Origin of the sequence: Streptomyces sp. KR80 (assembly GCF_052245555.1) — a bacterium.
Lineage (GTDB): Bacteria > Actinomycetota > Actinomycetes > Streptomycetales > Streptomycetaceae > Streptomyces.
In genome coordinates, this window is the sequence record NZ_JBQQCD010000005.1 from 98,608 (window position 1) to 120,515 (window position 21,908).

Below are 21,908 nucleotides of genomic sequence, written 5' to 3' on the forward strand. Positions count from 1 at the left end.
TCGGGTGGCGCGCGCTGCGGCCGTGGATTGTGCCGGCGGCGCCGGGGAGCACGGCCCCCGGCGCTGGTCCCGGTGATGCCGAGACCGTCCCGGCAGTGCCGGGCCGTCAGGCGTAGACGCGCTCGACGAACTCCGCAAGCTGCGCGTCGCTGATGTTCCTTGCGAGGTTCTGCTCGCTGATCATGCCGATCAGCCGGTGGCTGTTGCGTACGTCGATCACCGGGACGCGCTTGATCTGATGGGTCTCCATCAGATCCAGGACCTCGGTGATGGGGGCGTCGGCGTCGATCCAGTGCAGCACACCGGAGAATTCGGAGGCCTTCACCTCCCGCGGGTTCCGGTCCTCCGCGCAACAGCCGATCACGATGTCGCGGTCGGTGATCATGCCCTTGAGCCGGTTGTCCGTGCCGCAGATCGGGACGCAGCCGACGTCGAGGTCACGCATCATGCGCGCGGCATCCAGCAGGGTCTCGTTCTCTCCGACGCACTGGGTGCCCTCGTGCATGACGTCGCGGGCCCTCAGGTTTTCTGTCGTGGCCATGGCCGGTCCTTTCCTTCGTCTTGCTTCCGCTCCGCCAGGTCCTTGAACTGCCGCAAGTCGTCGCGGACAAGCCGTTCGATCGCGCTCGCCTGCGCGAATCCCTTCGGGCCGCCGAATTCCTCCTTGACCGTGTCCGGGTCGTACTCCACTCGCACCTGGACTCGGGTGTGCTCGGGGTCGAGCGGCAGGACGGAGAAGGTGCCCGCAAGATGGGCTCCCGACGTGGTCCGCCACATCATCAGCCGCCCCTGGCCCCGGTCGAGTATCTCGGCGTCAAGCTCATAAACCCGGTCACCGGCGTCGATGTCGAAGTGAGCCTGGTGTGCGCCGGCCGTGCGGGCCTTGCGGACCCCTCCTACGAAGTGCGGGTAGTCCTCCACGCGGTGGAGGCAGTCCCAGGCCACCTTCGCCGGTACGTCGATGTCGATCTGCTCTTCGAGCGTGCTCATCGAAAGACCTCCAACCTGATATCCAGGTTGCGCCGCCCGGGCCCAGGATGCGACTCGGGGCGGAAGCAGAATGCGACTCGAGGTGCGGTCCCGGGGTCGGCCCCGCGGTGCTGCGCGAGCCCGGTCCGAGCCCGGGGCCGAGTCCTGCCGGAGGCATTGACGCTCCCCGCCGGCGCTCTCCATACTGGGCGCCAAATCGATTTGGCCAAATCGATTTGGCCCCTGCATCCGCCGGACCGAGCCGAACGGAGCTCGTACATGGCAACACCCTCGGCACCCTGCACCACCAGCACACCGACCCACCCCGTCGACGAACGCCGCCCGCTCTCCAAGGTGCTGCTCTTCGGCATCCAGCACGTCCTCGTGATGGCCGCGACGCCGATTTCCAGCGTCTTCCTGGTGAGCGCCACGCTCGGACTGTCCGCCGAGCTGACCGTCGACCTGCTCTCGGCCGCGTTCGTCCTCTCCGGTCTCGGATCGCTGATCCAGTCGTTGGGACCTTGGCGCATCGGGGCCCGGCTGCCGTTCGTCATGCTGCCGGGCGGCGCACCGATCGTGCTCTTCCTGGCGATCGCAGAGCAGCACGGCGTGCGCACCGCGACCGGCGCGGTGATCCTCACCGGGCTCTTCTACTTCGTCGTGCTGCCGGTCTTCTCGCGCCTGCTGAAGTACTTTCCCGCCCTGGTCATCGGCACGATGATCGTCATCGTCGGTGTGAACCTGGTGAAGGTGGGCGCACTGCTCGTCACCGGGCGACCCGGCACGCCCGGCTTCGGCGACACCACCAACCTCGCGCTCGGCCTGGCGACGATCGGCTTCACCATCGCCTTCTACCGGTTGTGCAGCGGCCTGCTGCGTCAACTGGCCGTCATGCTCGGGCTCGTGGCCGGCACTGTGCTGGCGTTCCTGCTCGGCAGCGTCGACTTCGGGTTGGTCGCCGAGGGCGGGCTGCTGCACGCGCCGCAGCTGCTGCCGTTCGGCACGCCTCAATTCAGCCTGATCGCCTCGCTGCCACTGCTGCTCTACAGCATCGCCTCGATGGCAGAGGCCACTGGGCAGACCGTGATCAACGCCGAGGCCGTCGGCAAGGAGATCGACCCACGGCGGGAGGTACCGGGGACCATTCGCGGCGACGCGGTCACCTCCTTCCTCGGCGGCTTCTTCGGCCTTCCGCTGCTGGTCACGAGTGGCGAGAACATCGGCATCGTCCGCGTCACCGGAGTCCGCAGCCGGTTCGTCACGGCCGCGGCCGGGGTCGTCCTCGTCGCCATCGGCTTCGTCGCCCCTGTCACGCGGGCCATCAGCGCCATCCCGTCGGCGGTGGTCGGCGGCACCGCGATGGTGGTGTTCGCGGTGATCACGGTGCTGGGCGTGCAGATGCTCGGCCGCGCGCGTCTCGACGACCACGCCAACACCTTCATCTGCGCGACCGCCATCGCCCTCGGCCTGCTGCCGATCCTCATCCCCGGCGTCTACGGCGGGTTCCCGCCGAACGTCCGCATCCTCCTGGAGAACGGCGTCGCGGTCGGGGCGTTCACCGCCGGCGTTCTCAACGTCCTCTTCCACCACGTACGACTGCGGCCCGAACGGCTCCGGTCCGTACAACTCCGGCCCGTACGACTCCGGTCCGGACAGCCCCGACAGAAAGAAAGCCATCGATGAGCACGCCGCCCCCCGGCTCCCTGTCCGCCGAGTCCCTGCTGCTCGTACCGGACGTCCTGCTCGCCCCCGAAGGGCCGGTGCACGACCACGCGGTTGTCGTGGACGGCGGGGTGTTCCGGGCAGTCGGGCCGACGGCGCGGCTGCAGCGCGAGCACGCCTGGCTCGCCCCGGTGCGCATGCCGGGCCAGGCCCTCATGCCCGGTTTCATCGACACCCACCACCACCTCACCCAGAGCTTCGGCTCCGCGCTCGCCTTCGGTGAACCCTCCGAGATCTTCCGCCGGGTGTGGGTGCCGCTGGAGGGAGCGCTCGACGAGGAATCGGCGTATCTGGCCGCGAAGTTGGCCGCGCTGGAAGCGCTGCGCGGAGGGTTCACCACCGTCGCCGACGCCGGGACCCGAGCACCCGTCGACGTGGACGCGGTCGCCCGGGCGACCGCCGACGCCGGAATCCGCTGTGTCCTCGGGCTCGTCTGCAACGACAACGACGCCGCGAGCCCCGGCGCCGACCCGGCGGAGATCCTGACCGCCGCCGACAAGCACCTGGCGCGCTACGAGAGTACGGACCTGGTGCACCCGTCGCTGGCCGTCTCGGTCCCCGAGGCCGGCTCCGCGAACACCCTCCGCACGGTCTCCCGGCTGGCCGCTGAGGCCGACGCCGTCGTCCAGATCCACGTCAACGAACATCTCGCCGCCGTCGAGCGGTCCCTCGTACGGCACGGGCTGCGGCCGCTGGAGTATCTGCACCACGTCGGCGCGCTCGGCCCGCAGCTCCTCGCCGCGCACGCCACCCTGCTCACTCCCGCCGAGCTGCTTCTGCTGCGCGACAGCGGGGCGGCCGTCAGCTACAACCCGGTCGCGAGTGCCTGGAAGGGCAACGCCGTCGCCCCGGCCACCGCCATGGCCGAACTGGGCATCCGCTTCGGGCTCGGCACCGACGGCACGCGGGGCGACGCCTTCCGGCTCGTGGACGCGGCTGAGTTCGCCCAGCGCATCGCGTACGGCCTCAGCAGTGGCGACTCCTCCTGCGGCGCGGGCTGGACGTGGCTGGAACACGCCACGGCCGGAGGCGCCGACGCCGTCGGTCTCGGGGCGCTGACCGGGCGGATCGCCGTCGGGGCCGCGGCCGACTTCCTGCTCGTCGACATCAACGTGCCCGAGCTGCGCCCGTCCTGGGACCTGCCGTGGGAGCTCGTACGGCTGGCCAACCGGGACCAGATCAGCGCGGTGTTCGTCGCCGGGCGGCTGCGCATGTGGCAGGGCTGGCCGGTCGACTGGGACGGCCACGAGCTGGTCGAGCGGGCGGCCGCCGCCGGCCGCGAGACGGTGCTGCGGGCGCCGGTCATCCGGGTCCACCTCACGTCGTCGCAGCACCGCGCGGAGCGGAACGACGCCGCGCAGTCCGCGCCGCGGAGCGCGGCCCGGTGAGTGCGGAGGTACTGGCTCTCCTCGCCGCCACCGTCGCCGTCGCGGCTTTCGTCCAGGGCACGAGCGGGGTGGGCTTCGCGCTCATCGTGGCGCCGGTGGCAGGGCTGTTGGCGCCGGGGGTACTGCCCGTGTTCCTGCTGGCGGCGATGGTCCCGTTGAATCTGTACGTCGCGTGGCGCGAGCGGGCCAGCCTCGACCTGAGCGGCGCGGGCTGGATCACGGCGGCGCGGCTGGCGGCGACGCCGCTCGGGCTGGTGCTGCTCTGGGCGGTCCCGGAGCGCCGGTTGGGCCTGCTCGTCGGTGCCTCGACCGTGCTCGCCGCGATGGCGAGCCTGGCCGCCCCGGCGTTCACCCCTGGGCGTGGCGCGTATCTGGGCGCCGGGGCGGTCACCGGCCTCACCGAGACCGCGACCGGCGTGGGCGGCCCGCCGCTCGCCCTGGTCTACCAGCACCGTCCGCCCGCGGAGCTGCGCTCGACGGTCGCGGTGTGCTTCCTGGTCGGCGAAGTGGCGTCGCTGGGGCTGCTGTTCGGGACGGGGCGGGGGCACGCCGACCAGCTCTGGCCCACCTTGCTGGTCCTGCCCGCCCTGGCGTTCGGCGCCTGGCTCAGCCGCCTCGTCCACCACCGCGTCGACGCGGACCGCATGCGCGTCATGGTCCTGACCTTCGCCCTCGCGTCGGGCATCGTGCTCATGTTGGGCGTCTGAGCGCGCACCGGGGCGTCAGCCCGTGCGCAGGGAGGAGGCCCGCGGGACGACTGTCGGCGTGGGCGCCGAGAGGACCGTGGGGGTGGTGTCGCCGCGGAGGCGGGCCAGCAAGAGTTCGACCGCGTCAGCGGCCGCCCGGTCCAGGTGCAGGTCCACCGCCGTCAGCGGCGGCTCGCACGTCTTGGCGCGCAGCCCGTCGTAGCGGGTGACGACCATGACGTCGTCCGGGATCCCGCGGCCGCTGTCCTTGATCGCGCGGACCGCGCCCACCGCGAAGGCGTCGACCATGGCGCAGACCGCGTCGGTTTCCGGATGCTCGTCCAGCAGCGCGGCACAGCACGCGTACCCCGCCTCCTCGCCGCCCGCCTCGGGGGCGGTCGCGGACACCGGAGGCCAGCCCTCGGCCTCGGCCACGCGTGCGTACGCGGCGCGCGCGTCCACGGAGGAGTGGCGGGTGCTCGCACCGGTGATGAGTGCGGGGCGGCGCGCGCCCTGCGCCCGTAGATGGGCCAGCAGCAGCTCGGTGACCGCGCCCGCCCGCAGATCCACGTACGGGGCGTCGGCCTCCGCCGCGACCTGGCGGCCCAGCGCGACGTACGGCAGCCCGCGCTCGCGCAGCTGTGCCACCGCCACGTCGTCGTCCTCGGGCTCGACGACGATCGCGCCGTCGATGTCGACGGAGTTCAGACCTGTCGCGGACTGCACCGGCGGGACGAGCACGAGCGCGAAGTCGTGCACCAGCGCGCGTTCCGCCGCGGCGGCCGCGACCTCCATGTAGAAGCCGAGGCGGGACGGCCCGCCCGCCACCGCGAAGGGCATGGAGGAGGCGAGCGCGATCGCCCGGGCCTGGCCGCGGCGCAGCCGCTGCGCCCGGAGGTTCGGACGGTAGCCCAGCTCGGCGGCGGCCTTCTTCACCCGCTCTCGGGTGCGCGGGTCGACCTTGCCGAGGTTGTTGAGGGCGTGCGAAACGGTCGTCCGTGAGACCCCCGCGGCCCGCGCGACGTCGGCGATCGTCGGGGGCCGGGCAGTGGCGCCCGGTGCTGGGTCGGCCGGGCCTTCGGCGCGGGAGGTGGTCATCGCGGCGGGCGCTCCCTTCAGGTGTCGCAGTCCAGAACCGTACGGCACAGCCCGCAGCGCGCCCGTACCCGTCCCCGCACGGGCACACGGATGCGCTGGTGGCAGGTCGGACACGGGAAGGTGACCCGCAGCGGCCCCGTCCCCTCGAAGGCGTAGGCGGCCCCCGGGGGTGGCGGCGCCGGGGCGGGCCCGGTGCCGTGCCGCTCCTGGCTCGAACGCCGGTCCTTGGCGTAGCGGTGGCGGCCCATCCAGCCGGAGGCGGTCAGCGGCGGCTGCCGGCCGTCGCGGCGGGCGAGCGCCATCCCGGCGGTGTACGCGGTGTACGCCTGCGGGCTGGTGAACCAGATCGACGGCTCCTCGCCGAAGACCAGTGCCCGCTTGGCGAGGACGTACCCGAACTCCTCCGGGGTGAGATAGCCCAGCTTCTGCGAGGACACCGAGTCCTCGCGGTAGGCGTCGAGCAGCAGCCAGCCCGCTCCCAGGTACGTCGCCACCGTGTCGGTCAGGATCTCGTCGTCGCGGGTGCCGCCGAGGGACAGATCGAGGCGGTGCAGATAGATATGCGTCACCTCGTGGGCGAGCGCGGCTCCGATGTCCCGGCGATGGGTCTTGAAGCGGCTGTTCAGCTCGATGAAGTACTCCGGCCCCGCGGCGAGTTCCACATTCGCGGCGTGGTGCATGTCCCGGAAGCTGACGATCATGCGGGCGTCCGGGAGGCGCAGGTGCTGGACCATTGTCCTGGCCACGCGCTGCACCCCGAGGTAGAGGTCGTCGTTGTCGGCGAAGGCCACCTCGGCGGGGATGACGCTGGTGGAGAAGGTGCGCACGGTGTCGTACGACAGCCGCCGGTAGAGGGCGGTGATGGCCGACCGCACGGTCTCGACGTGCGGATAGCCGTGCACGACGTCGCTGCCGGTTCCCACGCGTCAACTGTACGGTCGTGCGCCGGCCGGGCGCGGGCCTGGGGGCACCACCCAGCGGTAGCTGGGGGAGCCTGTGCAGGGTGCGGCCGGCGCGGCCGCGGGCCCCTGGTACGCCGAGCAGGTGCCCGGCGGGGCGGATCGGCGTGAAAACCGGCCAGGAATTGGCCGGTTGGGAACTCTTGTCATGCGCGCGACCGCATCCGGATAATCCAAAGGCGCCCATTACGGACTCATGCCCCCGGGATCCGGACGTTCCACGCGCCGCCGCGGCTCGAGACAACCTTGCGGCGGTTTTCTCCGTCCTCCTCGTTGGCATGCGCTCGTCAAGGCGTGCAGACCCCCCACGAAAGGACATCCGTTGAACACCCTCGTCAAGACCCTGAAGAGAGCAGCAGCGGCCGGTGCCGTCGTGCTGGCGGCCGTGAGCCTGCAGCCGAACATGGCCCAGGCACAGCCCGCCGACGCCGGTGCGGCACCGCCCGTCGTGGGCGGCAAGCCCGCCGCCAAGGGCGAGTTCCCCTTCATGGTGCGCCTGTCCATGGGATGCGGCGGCGCTCTCTACAGCAAGACCATCGTCCTCACCGCGGCCCACTGCGTGAGGGGCTCGGGCTCGAACACCGGCATCACAGCCACCGCCGGGGTCGTGGACCTCCAGGACTCGAGCGCCGTCAAGGTCAAGTCCACCCGGGTCCTCCAGGCCCCTGGCTACAACGGCACGGGCAAGGACTGGGCGCTGATCAAGCTCGCCCAGCCGATCGACCTCCCGACCCTGCAGATCGCCAAGAGCACGGACTACGACAACGGCACCTTCACCGTCGCGGGCTGGGGCGCCGACCGGGAAGGCGGCAACCAGCAGCGGTATCTGCTCAAGGCCGAGGTGCCCTTCGTCGACGACGCCACCTGCAAGAGCGCCGGCGGCTCGTACAAGGACCTGGTGACGGCCGAGGAGATCTGCGCCGGCAAGATGGACACCGGCGGCGTGGACACCTGCCAGGGTGACTCCGGCGGTCCGATGTTCCGCAAGGACAACGCGGGCGCCTGGATCCAGGTCGGGATAGTCAGCTGGGGCGAGGGCTGCGCCCGGCCCGGCAAGCCCGGCGTCTACACCGAGGTGAGCCACTTCGCGAAGGACATCGAGGCCGGGGCGGCCCAGCTCGGCGGCTGACCCGTACACCACAGTTCGCAGACGACAGCTCCATCCGGCGCCCGTGCGTCCGCGCGCGGGCGCCGGACCTGTCTGTCCCGGCCCGTGTACCGACTCTGGCCTGCGGTGCACGCTACGGCGCGAGGTGCGGGCCCTGTTACGGTGAGCCGTCCGCCGCATGTGATCCGCCACCGCGCCATCGGAGCCCGCTTGATGAGTGACCAGCCCGACCAGCACGACCAGCCTGGCCAGTCCGCGAACACCGGCGACATCGCCGACGAGGCCGTCCGGGCCGAGCTGGAGCGGCTGCGCGACAGCATCGACAACATCGACGCGGCGGTCGTCCACATGCTGGCCGAGCGCTTCAAGTGCACCCAGCAGGTCGGCCGTCTCAAGGCCCAGCACCATCTGCCCCCGGCGGACCCGGACCGCGAGGCCCGGCAGATCGTCCGGCTGCGCCAGCTCGCCGAGAACGCCAAGCTGGACCCGGCCTTCGCCGAGAAGTTCCTGGGCTTCATCATCGCCGAGGTGATCCGGCACCACGAGACGATCGCCGCCGACTCCGGGAACGGCCGGCAACGGGCCGGGCGGATCCCGCAGCCGTGACCGGCTGATCCACGCCACGCCACCGGTCCACGGCGGACCGGCCGCCAGCGAACCATCCCGTCGCCGCCCAACGCCCCCGAAGTGCCCAACTCCCGCCCGCGCTTCACCATCTGGGCCTTCTTGGAAAGACCGCGCGTACGGCCGGAATAATCCCATACGCAGTCCGCAGGGCATCAGGCAGCATGGCCCCATGCCCGCACTGACGCGCGACGAAGCGCAGACCCGAGCCCAGCTCCTCGACGTCCACGCCTACACCGTCGACCTGGACCTCACCCGCGGTGAGCAGGTCTTCGGCTCCACCACTGTCATCCGCTTCACCGCGCGCCACGCCGCGGACACCTTCGTTGAGCTGAAGCCCGCGGCCCTGCACCGGGCCGTGCTCGACGGGCAGGCGCTCGACCCGGCGGCGCTCGACGGCAACCGGCTCCCCCTCGCCCTCGTGGCAGGCCCGCACGAGCTCCGGGTAGAAGCGGACATGCGCTACTCGCACACCGGCGAGGGCATGCACCGCTTCACCGACCCCGCCGACGGCGAGACGTACCTCTACACCCAGCTCTTCCTCGACGACGTGCAGCGGGTCTTCGCCGCCTTCGACCAGCCCGACCTGAAGGCCGCCTTCGACGTCGCCGTCACCGCGCCGGACGGCTGGAGCGTCCTGGGGAACGGGATCGCCCGGCAGACGGAGCCGGGACGCTGGACGATCGCCCCCACGCCCCGTATCTCCACCTACCTCGTCGCCGTCGCCGCAGGGCCGTGGCACTCCGTGCGCACCGAGCACGCCGGGCTGCCCGTCGGCCTCCACTGCCGGCGCTCCCTCGCGCCGCACCTCGACGCCGACGCCGAGGAGCTCTTCGACATCACCCGGCGCTGCTTCGACCGCTACCACCAGAAGTTCGCCGAGCCGTACCCCTTCGACTCGTACGACCAGGCGTTCGTGCCCGAGTTCAACGCCGGCGCCATGGAGAATCCGGGACTGGTCACCTTCCGCGACGAGTTCGTCTACCGCTCCGCCGTCACCGACACCGAGCGGCAGACCCGCGCCATGGTCGTCGCGCACGAGATGGCGCACATGTGGTTCGGCGATCTGGTCACCCTGAAGTGGTGGGACGACATCTGGCTGAACGAGTCCTTCGCCGAGTACATGGGCTTCCAGATCCTCACCGGGGCCACGGACTTCACCGGCACGTGGACCAGCTTCGCCGTCGCCCGCAAGGGCTGGGGCTACGACGCGGACCAGCGCCCCTCCACCCACCCCGTCGCCCCGGACCCCGACGCCGTACCCGACACCGCCTCCGCACTCCTCAACTTCGACGGCATCTCCTACGCCAAAGGCGCCTCCGCACTCCGTCAACTCGTCGCCTGGCTCGGCGAGCCGGACTTCCTCGCCGGCATCAACGACCACCTCGCCCGGCACCGCTTCGGCAACGCCACCCTCGCCGACTTCATCGACTCCCTCGCCCGCGCCTCCGGGCGCGACGTGCACGCGTGGGCCGAACGGTGGCTGCGCACCACCGGCGTCGACACCCTCACCGCCGACGTGGAGGAGGACGGCGCCGGATGGCGGCTCGCCGTGCAGCACACCGGCAGCAGACCGCACCGCATCAACGCCGGCGGGTACGTCCACGTCCCCGGCGGGTCCGGCGACCTCGCGCTCCGCGACCGGTTCGACATCGACATCCCCCAGGACGGCGACCCGCAGCCGCTCATCGTCCCCGGACCCCGCCCCGACCTGCTCCTGCTCAACGACGGCGACCTCACCTACGCCAAGATCCGCCTCGACCCCAACTCCTGGAACACCGTCGTCCGTTCCCTTTCCCGGCTCCCGGACCCCCTCACCCGCGCGGTGATCTGGAACGCCGCTCGCGACATGGTCCGCGACGGCCACCTCCCGCCCGCCGCCTACCTCGACGCCGCCCGCGCCCACCTCCCGAACGAGCCGGACAACGCCATCGTGCAGGGCGTACTGGCCTTCGCCTCCGCCCATGTCACCGACTGCTTCCTGCCGGCGGAGACCCGCCCGGCCGCGCTGTCCACCCTCCGCGCCACCTGCCGCGACCTGCTCCGGATCACCGAGGACGGCTCCGGGCCGGGCCTGCGGCTCACCGCCGTACGCACCTTCATCGACAGCTCCCTCGACCCCGACACGCTGCACGAGTGGCTCACCACCGGCGCGGTCCCCGGCGGTCCCGAACTCGACCCCGAACTGCGCTGGCGGACCCTGCAGCGGCTCTCGGTCCTCGGCGCCGCGACCACGGCCGACATCGACGCCGAGCTCAGCCGGGACCCCAGTGCCACCGGCCAGGAAGGCGCCGCCCGCTGCCGGGCCGCCCTCCCGGACCCCCGGGCCAAGAAAGCCGCCTGGGCCGCGATGTTCGAGCACGACGAACTGTCCGCGTACCTCGTCACCGCCACCGCCGAGGGCTTCTGGCAGCCCGAACAGCACGACCTCACACGGGACTACGTGCCGCGCTACTACCCCGCGGCCGTGGCCGCCGCCGCCCGCCGCGGCCCGGCCATCGCCGAGGTCCTGGCCCGCTACGCCTTCCCGGCCCACGCGGTAGAGGCCGAGACCCTGCGCCTGGGGGAGAAGTGCCTCCGCGACAGCGACCCCATCCCGGCGCTGCGCCGCAGACTCGCCGACCAACTGGACGATCTGCGCCGCGGCCTGCGCGTCCGGGACGGCGTGAACTCCCGCTGAGCCCCGCCGCCCACCTCCCCGCTTCCTCGGCGCCCCGCGCGCCCGGGCCGAGCACAGGGAGGCGGGAGCCCGTCCGCGTGGCGGTACCACTTTCGGGTCCGATCGTTGTGCTCTCCGGACGCACCAAGGCAGCCACGCCCAGACTGGGACCCTCCCCCAGCTAACAGGGAGGGCCCCGGCGCTGCCGGTACGTCCCCTCGGCCGACGCACCCCACCGAAGGACATCCCCATGCCCAAGCCGCCCGACGGCGCCCACGGCACCCCTGCCATTCCGCTCGCGGGAGGGGCGGACGGCCCCCGGCAGCTACGGCCCCTGCTCGACACCGTCCTCGACGCCCTCACCGCCGGGGCCGCCGCCCGCAGCGGACCCATCGCGGCCGGCGGCCCCGAGGCAGTGGCCCACCGGATGCAGACCGCGGCCGAACCGCTCATCCCCGAAGTCGGCATCGGCCCCGACGCCGCGCTCCGCGCCCTCGTGGAAGCCGTCACCGAAGGCGCCGCCGACCCCGCCGACCCGCGCTGCGCAGCCCATCTCCACAGCCCGCCGCTCGCCGTCGCCGTCGCCGCCGACCTCGCGGCCAGCGCCCTCAACCCCTCCATGGACTCCTGGGACCAGGCCCCCGCCGCGTCCACCCTCGAAAACCTGGTCTGCCGGGGCCTGGCCACCGAGGTCTACCCCAAAGGCGACGCGCCCGATGCGCTCATCACCACCGGAGGCACCGAGTCCAACCAGATCGCCCTGCTGATCGCGCGCGAAATCCACCGGGACACCGGCCCCCTCCAGGTCGTCTGCGGCGCCAACGCCCACCACAGCGTCCGACGCGCCGCCTGGCTCCTCGGCCTCCCCGAACCCGTCGTCCTCCCCACCCCCGCCGGCGTCCTCAGCCCCACCGCCCTCGACACCGCCCTCGGCGGACTCAGCGGTCCGCTGCTCGCCGTCGCCACCGCCGGCACCACCGACACCGGCGAGATCGACCCCCTCCCACAGCTCGCGGACGTCTGCGCCGCCCATACCGTGCGGCTCCACGTCGACGCCGCCTACGGCGCACCCCTGCTGTTCAGCCACACCCTCGCCAACCGGCTCGACGGACTCACCCGCGCCGACTCCGTCACCCTCGACCTGCACAAACTGGGCTGGCAGCCGATCCCCGCGGGCCTCCTGGCCGTCCCCGACACAGCGGCCCTCGCCCCCCTCGCCCACCGCGCCGACTACCTCAACCCCCAGGACGACACCGACGCCGGGATCCCCGACCTCCTCAGCCGCTCGCTCCGTACCACCCGCCGCCCCGACGTGCTCAAGATCGCCGTCAGTCTCCGGGCACTCGGCCGCACCGGCTTCGCCGGGCTCATCGAGCACACCTGCGCCGCCGCCCAGCGCTTCGCCGATCTCGTCGACGCCCACCCCGACTTCGACCTCTACGAGCGGCCCACCCTCAGTACCATCCTCTTCCGCCCCGCCAGCGCCTCCGACGAGCAGGTCGCCGACCTCCGCCGCACCCTGCTCGCCGGCGGGCTCGCCGTCCTCGGCCGGGCTCGAGCCACCGACCATCGCGACGGCACCGACAAGCTCTGGCTCAAGGCCACCGTGCTCAACCCGCACACCCGGCCACCCGACCTCGAAGCCTTGCTCAAGATCGTGGAAGGAAGCCGCCACCGATGACCACCACGACCGAACAGCCCCTGGACCTGGTGGGCATCGGCATCGGCCCCTTCAACCTGTCCCTCGCCGCCCTCGCCCACGGCGTCCCGGACCTGTCCACCGCCTTCTACGACCAGCGGCCCGCGTTCCACTGGCACCCCGGGCTGCTCATCGACGGCACCACCATCCAGGTCCCCTTCCTCGCCGACCTGGTGACCCTCGTCGACCCCGCCAGCCCCTGGTCCTTCCTCAACTACCTGCGCACCCGCGACCGGCTGTTCCCGTTCTACTTCGCCCAGCGCTTCCACATCGAACGCGCCGAGTACGACGCCTACTGCCGCTGGGTCAGCGAACAGCTGCCCGGACTGCACTTCGGACACCACGTCGACATCGTCCGCTGGAACCCCGAACGGCAGCTGTTCGAAGTGGACTTCACCCAAGTCGACGCCGACGGCGAAGCCGAAGCCCTCGGCCGTACCCACGCCCGCAACATCGTCCTCGGCGTGGGCACGGCCCCCTACGTCCCGGAGCCGCTGCGCCTGCTCGCCGACGCTCCCGCCGTCCCCGTCATCCACTCCTCGGACTACCTCGCCCACCGGGACCGGCTGGTCGGGGCCGAGCACGTCACCGTCATCGGCTCGGGCCAGTCGGGCGCCGAGGTCTTCCTCGACCTGCTGCGGGACCGGCCCGCCGGACGCGAGCAGCTGACCTGGCTGGCCCGCACCCCGGCCTTCGCGCCCATGGAATACAGCAAACTGGGCCTGGAGCAGTTCACCCCCGACTACACCCGCTTCTTTCACGGCCTGCACGAGCGGGTACGCGATGAGCTCCTGCCCCGGCAGTGGCAGCTGTACAAGGGAATCGACCACGACACGCTCGCCGCCATCCACGACGAGCTCTACCGGCGCACCCTGCACGGCGGCTGGCCGGATGTCGTCCTCACCCCCGGCGTCACCGTGCGCACGGCCGGACGGGTCGGCACCAGCCGCGTCGAACTCCACCTGGAGCATGGGCAGCAGGGCACCCGCTCCCGTATCACCACCGACGGCGTGGTGCTCGCCACCGGCTACCGCGAACGCCGCCTCGACCATCTCATCGGGCCGCTGGACCCGTATCTGCGCCGGGACGCCTCCGAACGGCCCCGGATCGACGAGCACCACCGGCTGATCATGGACCGCGCCGTCAGGGGCTCGGTGTACGTACAGAACGCGGAGACGCACACCCACGGCGTGGGCGCCCCCGACCTGGGCCTCGCCGCCTGGCGCAGCGCCACCATCCTCAACTCCCTGGCGGCCGCCGGAAAGCCGGGCGACGTGCCCTACCCGCTGCCCGCCCGCACCGCCTTCACCACCTTCGGTCTGGACGGCGCGGACACGACTCGGCGGCGGCGGGGCGACGGCCCCGTCCCCACCGTGCAACTCCGTCACGTGTGAGCAGCGGCCGGTGCCGACCTGCAAGAGTGGCCGCATGACGACCACATCCACGCCCACCCCGTACGGCACCCCCGAGACCCCGCGGGTCGCGGTCCGCGGTGAGGCACAGCTCGAAGTCGACCCGGAGATCGCCCGGATCGGCATCACGGTCAACGCCCGCGGCAGCGACCGGCGCGGCGCGCTCGATGACCTGACCCGGCGCAACACCGCCGTACTGGACCTCGTCAAGTCCTACGGCGAGGCGGTCGAGAAGGTGGAGACCGGCGCATTCGCCATCACCCCGCAGCTGACGCACAAGGGACGCGGGGAGCGGGTCCGGGCCTATCACGGGCGCGTCCACGTGACCGCGACACTCGTGGACTTCACCGCGCTCGGCGAACTCGTGACCCGGCTCGCCGACCTGGAACTCACCAGCGTCAGCGGACCGTGGTGGGCGCTGCGCCCGGATTCGCCCGCTCACCGCGACGCGCGGCAACAGGCGGTGCGGGAGGCGGTGCAGCGCGCCCGCGAGTACGCGGGGGCGCTCGGCGCGGAGCTCGTGGCGCTCGTCGAGCTGGCCGACGAAGGAGCGGAGAGCGTCGTGCCCGTCGCCATGGCGGCGCCGCCGGGGGTCACCCGTGCCGCGATGCAGGGCGCCGAGGCACCGCCGCTGGACCTCGAGCCGCAGCGCCAGACCGTCTACGCCCACGTCAACGCCCGCTTCACGATGTCGCCGCCGCGACTCTGAGTGAAGGCGCGGACGCCAGGCGTTGCCGGAGGATCCGCTATGCGCCTGGCCCGGGGGCGCTCCGAACCGCTCATCGGAGCGGCCCCATGCACTTTTCAACACTTGTCAATGAGCCTTCATGGAAAGGCCGTTGAGTAGTCATGTGCAACCAAATCCCTACCCGCCGGTAGGTCATAGGCTCGAACCATGCGCCGAGCAAAGATCGTCTGTACTCTGGGCCCCGCCACCGACACGTACGACCAGATCAAAGCACTGGTCGCGGCCGGAATGGACGTAGCCCGCCTCAACCTCAGCCACGGCACATACGCCGACCACGAGGAGCGCTACCACCACGTGCGCACGGCCTCCGACGAGGTGGGACGCAGCGTCGGCGTGCTCGCCGACCTTCAAGGCCCGAAGATCCGCCTCGGCCGATTCCTCGAAGGCCCCGTACTCCTTGAACGGGGCGACGAGTTCACCATCACCACCGAAGACATCGAGGGAACTCGCCATATCTGCGGCACCACCTACCAGGGCCTCGCCGCCGACCTCACCCGCGGCGAACGCATCCTCGTCGACGACGGACGCGTCACCCTCGAAGTCACGAAGGTCGACGGCCCCCGCGTCCACACCATGGTCATCGAAGGCGGCCTCGTCTCCGACCACAAAGGCCTCAACCTCCCCGGCGTCGCCGTCTCCGTCCCCGCCCTCTCCGAGAAGGACGTCGAAGACCTGCGCTGGGCGCTTCGCACCGGTGCGGACATCATCGCCCTCTCCTTCGTCCGCAGCGGCCGCGACATCGACGACGTGCACCGCATCATGGACGAGGAAGGCCGCCGGCTCCCGGTCCTCGCGAAGATCGAGAAGCCCCAGGCGGTGGACAACCTCGACGCCATCGTCGACGCCTTCGACGGCATCATGGTCGCCCGCGGCGACCTCGGCGTCGAAATGCCCCTGGAATCCGTGCCCATGGTCCAGAAGCGCGCCATCAAGCTGGCCAAGCGCATGGCGAAGCCCGTCATCGTGGCGACCCAGATGCTCGACTCGATGATCGACGCATCCCGGCCCACCCGCGCCGAGGCCTCCGACGTCGCCAACGCGGTGATGGACGGCTCGGACGCCGTGATGCTGTCCGGCGAGACCAGCATCGGCAAGTACCCGGTCGAGACGGTCAAGACCATGGGCCGTATCGTCGCCGCCGCCGAGGAGGACATGCTGGCGAAGGGGCTCCCGCCGCTGACCGAGCGCAGCAAACCCCGCACCCAGGGCGGCGCGGTGGCCCGCGCGGCGGCGGAGATGGGCGACTTCCTCGGCGCGAAGTTCCTGGTCGCCTGCACCCAGTCCGGCGACACGGTCCGCCGCCTCTCCCGCTACCGCTCCCCGATCCCCCTCCTCGCCTTCACCCCCGAGCCGGCGACCCGCTCCCAGCTCAACCTCACCTGGGGCGTGGAGACCTTCCTCGGCCCGAAGGTGGGCTCCACGGACGAGATGGTCCAGCAGGTCGACGAGCAGCTTCTGAAGATCGGCCGCTGCCAGAAGGGCGACCTCGTCGTCATCACGGCGGGCTCCCCACCCGGCGTCCCCGGCTCGACGAACCTGGTCCGCGTCCACCACATCGGCGAGGACGACTTCCAGAAGTAACGACCCGCCGCGTACCCGTGTGCGCGACGGGCCCGCGGGTCAGTACTTCGGCCCGACGTGCGCGTCCATGAGGGCAACGGAACCGCACTTGGCGACAGAGATGCTCCAGGCGTTCGTCTGTCTCCACTCGACACCGAGGTAGTCGAGTGTGTCTGCGTAGAGACGTCGGATGTGGTCGGACTTGTTGGTGAAGAAGTACCTGGGGTATTCGTAGCGCTTGCGTTCGCCGCCCACGGTCTTCTCGGTCCAGTTGGTGATCCGGCAGCCGTCCGAGTGGATGAGCCCGCGGATGAACTCCCACGGGTGCGTGTCCACGATCCGTTGCTGCCAGGGCTCGAGGACGATTGGTCGCTCGTGCTTCTTGCCTGGACCGTGCTGGGGAAACAGGCACGGCCAGTGTCGGCTGTAACTGGTCACCATGACACAGCCCTGGTTCTGGACGAGGCACACGCTATTCATCGGCCTGACGCTCCTTATGGCCTCGCGGCAGGCATTGATGAGCCCGGGCCAGGCGTCTGCGCATGAGATGCGTAAGGCGTAGCCACCGCGCGACTGAGCGCTGAGGCAGCCGTCACCGAGGTATAGACCGAGCAGGTATGCGTAGGTGTCAGTGGGCTCCGGTAGTTGCGGATCCGGCGAACACCTCGGGCACTCCGTCGCACGCGAGATGGGCTCGATTCTTACTTGCCAGTCTCGGATCGCGGCCCGGGATATCCCCGTCTGCTTGCTCACAGAGTTGAGGCTGCGTCCTTGGTCGACAAGGGCGAGGACACGCTTGCGCGTTGCAAGATCGTACATGGCCGCGAATTTGGCAGGATCTTTGCCGTCGCGAGCCGATTCGAAGAAGCGTTCACCGAGCCGAGTGAAGATCGCCAACCTGTAGCGAACCTAGGAAGTGAAGGTAAGTGCCCCGGGTGGGATTCGAACCCACGCTGTCGGTGGTTTGAGCACCGTGTCTCTCCCGCTGGACTACCGGGGCTTCCTTCGAAGTGAAGGTTAGCGGAGATGCGCCGCACATCAAACATACAGGAGCTAGGTAGGCTCATGGGGCACCACCTGCCTGGAACGAGGAGTCCCGTGAGCGCCGCCGAGCCCGAGCCGCCCGTCGACGACGAGCAGTCGCACGTCCCGCCGCAGACCCCCCGCGTTGTGATCGCCGAGGACGAGGCCCTCATCCGCCTCGATCTCAAGGAGATGCTCGAGGAGGAGGGCTACACGGTCGTCGGTGAGGCCGGGGACGGCCAGAAGGCCGTCGAACTGGCTCGTGAGCACCGGCCCGATCTGGTCATCCTCGACGTGAAGATGCCGATTCTCGACGGCATCTCCGCGGCCGAGAAGATCGGCGAGGAGAGCATCGCACCCGTACTGATGCTCACCGCCTTCTCGCAGCGCGAGCTGGTGGAGCGGGCCCGGGACGCGGGGGCCATGGCGTACCTCGTGAAGCCGTTCAGCAAGAGCGATGTCGTGCCGGCCATCGAGATGGCCGTCTCCCGCTTCACCCAGCTGAAGGCGCTGGAGAAGGAGGTCGCGGATCTCACCCTGCGTCTGGAGACCCGCAAGCTCGTCGACCGGGCGAAGAGCATCCTGCAGACGCAGTACGGCCTGACCGAGCCCGCCGCCTTCCGGTGGATCCAGAAGACGTCGATGGACCGCCGGTTGTCCATGCAGCAGGTCGCCGAGGCGGTCATCGAGGACGCCGAGGAGAAGAAGCAGGGCACGTAGCCGGGTGCCGCACCTGGGCATACGAAGGGCCCGCACCGGACGACGCCGGTGCGGGCCCTTCGGCGTTCGCGGTCAGTCCTCGCCCAGGTAGGCCTTGCGGACGGACTCGTCGTGGAGCAGGTCCTGTCCGCTTCCGGACAGAGCGATCTTGCCGATCTCCATCACATGGCCATGGTCGGCCAGCGACAGGGCCGCCTGCGCGTTCTGCTCGACCAGCAGAATCGTCGTGCCCTGCGCCTTCAGCTCGGAGATCGTGTCCATGATCTTCTGCATCATGATCGGCGAGAGGCCCATGGAGGGCTCGTCGAGCATCAGCAACTTCGGCTGGGACATCAGCGCCCGCCCCATCGCCAGCATCTGCTGCTCGCCGCCGGAGAGCGTGCCCGCTGCCTGGTTTCGGCGTTCGCCGAGGATGGGGAAGAGGTCGTACGCCTTCTCGATGTCCTTCTTGATGCCTCCGCCGTCGTTCCGGAGGAAGGCACCGAGCTGGAGGTTCTCCGCGATCGTCAGCCGGGGGAAGATGTGCCGTCCCTCGGGCGAGTGGGCCAGGCCCAGCGCGACGATCTTGTGGGCGGGGGTTCCGTTCAGCGGCTTGCCGTCGAACCGGATCGTGCCGGCGAGCGGCTTGAGGAGGCCCGAGATGGTGCGCAGGGTGGTGGTCTTGCCTGCGCCGTTCGTCCCGATGAGGGTGACGACCTGGCCGGCCTCGACACTGAACGAGATGCCCTTGACGGCTTCGATCTTGCCGTAGGCGACCCGCAGGTCCTCGACTTCGAGCAGTGCGGTCACTGGTCGCCCTCCTTACGGGCGTTGGTGCTGGGGGCCGCATCGTCGTCGGCGGTGGCGGGTGCCCTGTCCTCGGACTCCGGTTTCGCAGCCGGCGCCGCGGGCTGGCCGGGCTCGTCGGCCTGGACCGGCTCGGCGGCCTCCGCCGCTCGCTCCGCCGCCTCGACCTCGGCGACCTCCTCGTCGCCCGGCGCGCCCTCGAACGGCGTGCCGAGGTAGGCGGCGATGACGCGCTCGTCCCCCTGGACCTCCTCCGAGGTGCCCTCGACGAGCTTCTGGCCCTGGACGAGTACGGCGACCCGATCACAGAGGTTGAAGATGAACCGCATGTCGTGCTCGATGACGAGGACGGCGGTGCCCTGGTGCCGGATCGCGAAGACGAGCTCTTCGGTGGCCCGGGTCTCCTGGGGGTTCATTCCCGCGGTGGGTTCGTCGAGGAGCAGCAGGCCGGGGTCGCTGGCGAGGGCTCGGGCGATCTCGAGCTTGCGCTGCTCGCCGTAGGGGAGGTTGCGGGCGAGGTGGTCCTTCTTCGCGGCGAGTCCGGTGAACTCGAGGAGTTCCAGGGCTCGTTCCTCGGAGGCCTTCTCCGCCTTCTTGAAGCCGGGGCCGCGCAGCAGGGCGGACCAGAGGCCTTCCTTGGTGCGGGTGTGGCGGCCGACGAGGACGTTTTCCAGGACGGTCATGTTGGCGAAGAGCCGGATGTTCTGGAAGGTCCGGGCGACGCCCGCCTTGGTGACCAGGTGGGGCTTGGAGGGCAGCACGCTGCCCTTGTAGCGGACCTTGCCCTCGGTGGGCACGTAGAGCCCGGTCAGGCAGTTGAAGAAGGTGGTCTTCCCGGCGCCGTTGGGGCCGATCAGGCCGACGATCTCGCCGGGGCGGACCTCGAGGTCGACGGACTGTACGGCGGTGAGGCCGCCGAATCGCATGGTGACGCCGGTCGCGCTGAGTACGGGCTGGCCGTTGGTGCTGTTGACCGGGGTGATCTCGGTGGTGGTGGTCATATCGGTCAGGCCTCCGCCTTCGTGACGCCGACGGCGCCTGCTGGCAGGCCTTGGTCCTTGGGCACGTCGAGCTGTCCGGTCTCGTGGAACTCGAGCTGCTTCCTGCGGTCGGGGATCAGGCCCTCGGGGCGGTAGCGCATCAGCAGGATGAGCGCGATGCCGAAGAAGAGGAGCTGGTAGTCCTGGAGGAACTGCAGCTTCGCGGGGATGAGGTAGAGGAGCGAGGCGCCCAGGAGCGGACCGGTGACCGTGCCCATGCCGCCGAGGATGACGGCCGCCAGGAGGAAGGCCGAGTTGGGCGGGACGGGGCCGGCGAACTGGTACATCTCCGGGACCACGGTGTACTGGACGTGCGCCTGGACGGTGCCGGCGACTCCGGCGAGGGTGGCGCCGAGGGCGAAGGCGATGAGCTTGACGCGGAAGCCGTTGATGCCCATGGCGGTGGCGGCGGTCTCGTCTTCGCGGATGGCGACCCAGGCGCGTCCGATGCGGGAGTTGCCGGCCCGGCTGAAGACCAACACGACCAGCGCGGTGACCAGCAGCATCAGCAGGAAGTAGTTCGCGAAGGCCGCGACCTCGAATCCGCCGATGCTGTGGGGCTCCCCGAAGTCGTATCCGAAGATCACGAGGTCGGGGATGTTGGGGATGCCGTTGGGGCCGTTGGTGATGTGCGGGCCGGATGCGCCGTCGAGGTTGCCCATGGCGATGCGGAAGATCTCTCCGAAGCCGAGGGTGACGATGGCGAGGTAGTCGCCGCGCAGTCGCAGGGTCGGAGCGCCGATGACGACGCCGAAGACGAGCGAGGCGATGGCTCCGGCGAGGACGGCGGCCCAGAAGGGGAAGTGGATGTCGAGGACGGAGGCGGTCGATCCGGAGACGAGGGCGGCGGTGTAGGCGCCGACGCCGAGGAAGGCGACGTATCCGAGGTCGAGGAGTCCGGCGAGGCCGACGACGACGTTGAGGCCCAGAGCGACGGTCGCGAAGATCAGGATGTTGACCGCGACCAGGGTGTACTGGTCGTTGTTCTGGGTGAAGGGGAAGGCGGCCGCCGCGGCGAAGGCCGCGGTGAGGGTCACCGCCCGGTACTTGGCGGTGAGGCGGCCGAGGCGCGCGACGACACCGGCCTTGAGGAGTGCCGCGACGGCGAATCCGACGGTGAAGAGGTAGCCGGTGAAGAGTTCGGCGTAGGCGGTGGCGATGCCGTAGGTGAAGGCGAACATGCCGACGCCGAAGGCGGCGATGATGATGAGGATCTCGGCCCAGGAGGGGAGTTCCTTCGCGGGGGCGGCGGCGCGGGCGTCGTCGGGCAGCAGGAAGGCCGTGACGACGGGGACCGCCGAGACGAGTGCGGCGATGTAGCCGCCGGGCTCGAGGTTGGCCAGTCCGCCGAGTTCGACCGAGATGGCGATGACGGTGAACCAGGTGGTGGTGAGGCCGCCGAGGGCGAGCAGCCGCAGCGCCTGGGTGCCGCCTGCGGGGACGAGCCAGCGCAGGCCTCGGATGTCGAGGGCGGCGAGCGCGTAGACGGTGGTGAGGAGCCCGGCGACGAGGGTGAGGACCTGGAGGCCGCCGGGGTAGCCGGTGACGGTGAGGTCGCCGGGGAACTCGGCGGTCCAGGTCCAGGCGAGGAAGGTGCTCGCGACGGTGGCGATCCCGCCGGCGGCGGTGAGGGCGCGCAGTGCGGTGCCGCGCTTGTCGGTGCTGCCGGAGGGGGCGATGGTACGGGTGGTGGTCTCAGTGCTCATC

At 70.8% G+C, this 21,908-nt stretch carries 19 protein-coding genes and 1 tRNA gene; 11 read left to right on the plus strand and 9 right to left on the minus strand.

Going from position 1 to position 21,908, the window contains the following annotated elements; all coding sequences use genetic code 11:
- Nucleotides 1-106: 106 nt before the first annotated feature.
- Together ACTWQI_RS10055 and ACTWQI_RS10060 are read right to left on the minus strand one after the other, a co-directional pair.
- Nucleotides 107-541 carry a CBS domain-containing protein gene (locus ACTWQI_RS10055; RefSeq protein WP_443269432.1) on the minus strand — a complete coding sequence of 145 codons (435 nt, stop codon included), beginning with the start codon at nucleotides 539-541 and terminating at the stop codon, nucleotides 107-109.
- Nucleotides 520-990, minus strand: coding sequence for an SRPBCC family protein (locus ACTWQI_RS10060; protein WP_443269433.1), 471 nt, complete (start codon nucleotides 988-990; stop codon nucleotides 520-522). The genes ACTWQI_RS10055 and ACTWQI_RS10060 overlap by 22 nt, the downstream gene beginning before the upstream one ends.
- Nucleotides 991-1,248: 258 nt before the next feature.
- Between ACTWQI_RS10060 and ACTWQI_RS10065 the strand changes: the two genes are divergently transcribed.
- Genes ACTWQI_RS10065 through ACTWQI_RS10075 form a run of 3 tightly spaced genes read left to right on the plus strand, consistent with a single transcriptional unit; the run spans nucleotide 1,249 to nucleotide 4,786 of the window.
- Nucleotides 1,249-2,652 carry a uracil-xanthine permease family protein gene (locus ACTWQI_RS10065; protein WP_443269434.1) on the plus strand — a complete coding sequence of 468 codons (1,404 nt, stop codon included), beginning with the start codon at nucleotides 1,249-1,251 and terminating at the stop codon, nucleotides 2,650-2,652.
- The gene (locus ACTWQI_RS10070) at nucleotides 2,649-4,079 is read left to right on the plus strand and encodes an amidohydrolase family protein (protein WP_443269435.1); all 1,431 of its coding nucleotides are present in this window, start codon (nucleotides 2,649-2,651) and stop codon (nucleotides 4,077-4,079) included. Before ACTWQI_RS10065 ends, ACTWQI_RS10070 begins: the two co-directional genes overlap by 4 nt.
- A complete protein-coding gene (locus ACTWQI_RS10075) occupies nucleotides 4,076-4,786 on the plus strand; it encodes a sulfite exporter TauE/SafE family protein (RefSeq protein WP_443269436.1) in 711 nt (236 codons plus the stop codon). Before ACTWQI_RS10070 ends, ACTWQI_RS10075 begins: the two co-directional genes overlap by 4 nt.
- 15 nt (nucleotides 4,787-4,801) lie before the next feature.
- Here ACTWQI_RS10075 and ACTWQI_RS10080 read toward each other — a convergent pair whose 3' ends face one another.
- Both ACTWQI_RS10080 and ACTWQI_RS10085 read right to left on the minus strand, forming a co-directional pair.
- Entirely contained in the window at nucleotides 4,802-5,863 is a 1,062-nt protein-coding gene (locus tag ACTWQI_RS10080; protein ID WP_443269437.1) for a LacI family DNA-binding transcriptional regulator, read from the minus strand.
- Nucleotides 5,864-5,880: 17 nt separating this feature from the next.
- On the minus strand, nucleotides 5,881-6,786 hold the full coding sequence (locus ACTWQI_RS10085; protein WP_443269438.1) for a hypothetical protein: 906 nt from the start codon (nucleotides 6,784-6,786) through the stop codon (nucleotides 5,881-5,883).
- A 358-nt stretch (nucleotides 6,787-7,144) separates the two neighbouring features.
- Here ACTWQI_RS10085 and ACTWQI_RS10090 point away from each other — a divergent pair, with 358 nt between their 5' ends.
- The 7 genes from ACTWQI_RS10090 to pyk all read left to right on the plus strand — a co-directional run bounded on the left by ACTWQI_RS10090 (nucleotide 7,145) and on the right by pyk (nucleotide 16,653).
- Nucleotides 7,145-7,951: a S1 family peptidase gene (locus ACTWQI_RS10090; RefSeq protein ID WP_443269439.1), complete on the plus strand. Its 807-nt coding sequence runs from the start codon at nucleotides 7,145-7,147 to the stop codon at nucleotides 7,949-7,951.
- A 192-nt stretch (nucleotides 7,952-8,143) separates the two neighbouring features.
- Nucleotides 8,144-8,536 carry a chorismate mutase gene (locus ACTWQI_RS10095; RefSeq protein WP_443269440.1) on the plus strand — a complete coding sequence of 131 codons (393 nt, stop codon included), beginning with the start codon at nucleotides 8,144-8,146 and terminating at the stop codon, nucleotides 8,534-8,536.
- Nucleotides 8,537-8,726: 190 nt separating this feature from the next.
- Nucleotides 8,727-11,234: an aminopeptidase N gene (pepN, locus tag ACTWQI_RS10100; RefSeq protein WP_443269441.1), complete on the plus strand. Its 2,508-nt coding sequence runs from the start codon at nucleotides 8,727-8,729 to the stop codon at nucleotides 11,232-11,234.
- Between the two features lie 229 nt (nucleotides 11,235-11,463).
- Nucleotides 11,464-12,894 carry a pyridoxal phosphate-dependent decarboxylase family protein gene (locus tag ACTWQI_RS10105; RefSeq protein ID WP_443269442.1) on the plus strand — a complete coding sequence of 477 codons (1,431 nt, stop codon included), beginning with the start codon at nucleotides 11,464-11,466 and terminating at the stop codon, nucleotides 12,892-12,894.
- On the plus strand, nucleotides 12,891-14,306 hold the full coding sequence (locus ACTWQI_RS10110; protein WP_443269443.1) for a lysine N(6)-hydroxylase/L-ornithine N(5)-oxygenase family protein: 1,416 nt from the start codon (nucleotides 12,891-12,893) through the stop codon (nucleotides 14,304-14,306). Before ACTWQI_RS10105 ends, ACTWQI_RS10110 begins: the two co-directional genes overlap by 4 nt.
- A 34-nt stretch (nucleotides 14,307-14,340) precedes the next feature.
- Nucleotides 14,341-15,033, plus strand: coding sequence for an SIMPL domain-containing protein (locus tag ACTWQI_RS10115; protein ID WP_443269444.1), 693 nt, complete (start codon nucleotides 14,341-14,343; stop codon nucleotides 15,031-15,033).
- A gap of 186 nt (nucleotides 15,034-15,219) precedes the next feature.
- The gene (gene pyk / locus ACTWQI_RS10120; protein ID WP_443269445.1) at nucleotides 15,220-16,653 is read left to right on the plus strand and encodes a pyruvate kinase; all 1,434 of its coding nucleotides are present in this window, start codon (nucleotides 15,220-15,222) and stop codon (nucleotides 16,651-16,653) included.
- A gap of 39 nt (nucleotides 16,654-16,692) precedes the next feature.
- Here the strand turns inward: pyk and ACTWQI_RS10125 are convergent, their stop codons facing one another.
- Together ACTWQI_RS10125 and ACTWQI_RS10130 are read right to left on the minus strand one after the other, a co-directional pair.
- Complete coding sequence (locus ACTWQI_RS10125; RefSeq protein WP_443269635.1) at nucleotides 16,693-17,451, minus strand: transcriptional regulator; 759 nt, start codon at nucleotides 17,449-17,451, stop codon at nucleotides 16,693-16,695.
- A gap of 108 nt (nucleotides 17,452-17,559) precedes the next feature.
- Nucleotides 17,560-17,632, minus strand: a tRNA-Leu gene (locus ACTWQI_RS10130).
- Nucleotides 17,633-17,730: 98 nt separating this feature from the next.
- On the opposite strand from ACTWQI_RS10130, the gene ACTWQI_RS10135 reads away from it, so the two are divergent.
- A complete protein-coding gene (locus ACTWQI_RS10135; protein ID WP_443269446.1) occupies nucleotides 17,731-18,375 on the plus strand; it encodes an ANTAR domain-containing response regulator in 645 nt (214 codons plus the stop codon).
- Between the two features lie 72 nt (nucleotides 18,376-18,447).
- Here the strand turns inward: ACTWQI_RS10135 and ACTWQI_RS10140 are convergent, their stop codons facing one another.
- Genes ACTWQI_RS10140 through ACTWQI_RS10150 form a run of 3 tightly spaced genes read right to left on the minus strand, consistent with a single transcriptional unit; the run spans nucleotide 18,448 to nucleotide 21,907 of the window.
- Entirely contained in the window at nucleotides 18,448-19,164 is a 717-nt protein-coding gene (locus ACTWQI_RS10140; RefSeq protein ID WP_443269447.1) for an ABC transporter ATP-binding protein, read from the minus strand.
- Nucleotides 19,161-20,171 carry an ABC transporter ATP-binding protein gene (locus ACTWQI_RS10145; RefSeq protein WP_443269636.1) on the minus strand — a complete coding sequence of 337 codons (1,011 nt, stop codon included), beginning with the start codon at nucleotides 20,169-20,171 and terminating at the stop codon, nucleotides 19,161-19,163. The genes ACTWQI_RS10140 and ACTWQI_RS10145 overlap by 4 nt, the downstream gene beginning before the upstream one ends.
- Nucleotides 20,168-21,907 (minus strand): branched-chain amino acid ABC transporter permease, encoded by a 1,740-nt coding sequence (locus tag ACTWQI_RS10150; RefSeq protein ID WP_443269448.1) that lies wholly within the window; start codon nucleotides 21,905-21,907, stop codon nucleotides 20,168-20,170. The genes ACTWQI_RS10145 and ACTWQI_RS10150 overlap by 4 nt, the downstream gene beginning before the upstream one ends.
- Nucleotide 21,908: the final 1 nt, after the last annotated feature.